The sequence below is a fragment of the Shewanella sp. 11B5 genome, assembly GCF_002836795.1.
In the GTDB taxonomy this organism is placed as follows: domain Bacteria; phylum Pseudomonadota; class Gammaproteobacteria; order Enterobacterales; family Shewanellaceae; genus Shewanella; species Shewanella frigidimarina.
This window is the reverse complement of record NZ_PJAP01000712.1, coordinates 1-1,942: the sequence shown is the minus strand read 5'-3', so window position 1 is coordinate 1,942 and position 1,942 is coordinate 1. Positions and strand designations below refer to the sequence as shown.

The window sequence follows — 1,942 nt, the reverse complement described above, 5'->3', positions numbered from 1 at the left end:
TGTAATTGGATGCTGGCTAGCAGACGCATGGAAACTAAGTTGTCTGGTGTGGAGCGTATGAGCTTGGATAAGTGCTGCTCAGCAGCTTTAGTGTCGCTAAGTTGTAGCTGTGTTATTGCATTGAACAACAGAGGGGAACTAAGACGTGAATGGTATTGAGTTGCTGTCTTCTTATTTTGTTGCTTCTGTTGTAAATTGTGTTGTGAATTGAGCTGCTCAGTAATCTCGTTTGCTGCTGTTAATAACGCTTGCTCGATACTTGAAGCGTTAATGACTCCCACTTTTGTATGATGCTGCTGATGTAATGTATATGCTAATTGATATTGATTATTCGCGCCGGTAATACTGGATTCAATCACCAACCCCGCACCAGAGACAGCCATTAATTGCTGAATGTCGACAGTTTGGCTCAAGTGGTCATTAGCGATAAGCGAGATGATATTTATAATATCTTCGGTTTGCAGCAATGGGTAACTAACACCGACATTGAGCTTATTGATAAGCATATCCATCGCGGCATAGCGATTCCATTGTAAGTCTGTATTGTCTGTTGCGAGTTGCACTGGAAGTACTAAAATAGTGCCAGTTTCTATTGTAGGGGTTTTAGTGGACATCAGATAAGCATAAGCACTCATGCTAATAAGCAATAAGAGTAAAATAGCCGCAATGTATTTATTTTTGTTCGATGATCTGGCGGGCGGCATCGTTATAGTCCTTTATTAATTTCCTTAAAATAACTTAGTGGGTATTTAAGTTATTGTAAAGAAATGATTCTTTACTCTCGTTTCCTGACCACAATGCAACATTGTGGTTCACTGTATTTGTTCACTTTAGTCAGATTATCAATCAGTTCAATTGCACTACATAAATGAAAAAACCGCCAGAAGGCGGTTTTTCTACAGCATAATCAATTAATCGATTGATGGATCTTCGCTGTAATCAATACCATGGTAGTTCAAGCAGGTATCAACTTCGTTAGCGCTACCTAAAATCACCGCAACGCGCTGATGAATTTCGGTTGGCTGAATGTCCAAAATAGTTTCATAACCTGTTGATGCCTTACCGCCAGCTTGCTCAACTAGCAATGCCATTGGGTTGGCTTCATACATTAAACGTAACTTGAACGGTTTGGCTGGGTTTTTATTGTCTGTCGGGTAAGAAAATATCCCGCCACGGCACAATACACGATGCACATCACCGACCATTGCTGCAATCCAACGCATGTTAAATGATTGCTCACGAGGTCCTATTTCTCCGAGTAATAAGTCGGCAATATAGGTTTGCATTGGTGCTTCCCAAAAACGCTGGTTTGACATATTAATGGCAAACTCGGCAGTGTCTGGGGTTATTTGCACGCTATCGTCGGTCAGTAAAAACTCTTGGCTGTCTGGAGCAAGAGTATAAAACTGAGTGCCTTGGCCTGTGGTTAGCGCCATCATGGTTGATGGGCCATACAACACATAACCCGCAGCAACTTGTTTGCGGCCAGCTTGTAAAAAGCTTTGTTCGTTTAACTCACCAGCGGGTGCAGGTAATACTGAAAATATAGTACCCACTAATGAGTTGATGTCGATATTTGATGAGCCATCGAGTGGATCAAAACACACCAGGTATTCACCTTTAGCATTCACCTCAACCACATAATCTTCTTCTTCAGACGCTAAACCACGTACATTGCCATCGGCTTTAAGGGCATCTTTAAGCATGTCATTGGTGATTACATCCAGTTTTTTCTGGGTTTCGCCTTGAATATTTTCTTGCTCTGTTGCACCCAAAACGCCCGCTAATGCCCCGTGACGAACCGCACCACTAATGGCTTTTGAGGTGTCAGCTAAGGTTAATAGTAGTTGTGTTAAAGACGCGTTTACGGCTTGTACGCTAAGGGTTTGTGCCAAAGTCTGCATGATTTTTCCTATGAGATTTTGCGAGGTTAAGGTCGATG

General features: G+C 42.1%; 1 protein-coding gene and 1 pseudogene. Both read right to left on the bottom strand.

What is annotated here, in order from left to right:
* Window positions 1–704 (bottom strand): annotated as a pseudogene (locus tag CXF78_RS15650) (hypothetical protein); the annotation flags it as partial.
* A 207-nt stretch (window positions 705–911) separates the two neighbouring features.
* A complete protein-coding gene (locus CXF78_RS15645; RefSeq protein ID WP_102037305.1) occupies window positions 912–1,904 on the bottom strand; it encodes a class 1 fructose-bisphosphatase in 993 nt (330 codons plus the stop codon).
* Window positions 1,905–1,942 lie beyond the last annotated feature (38 nt).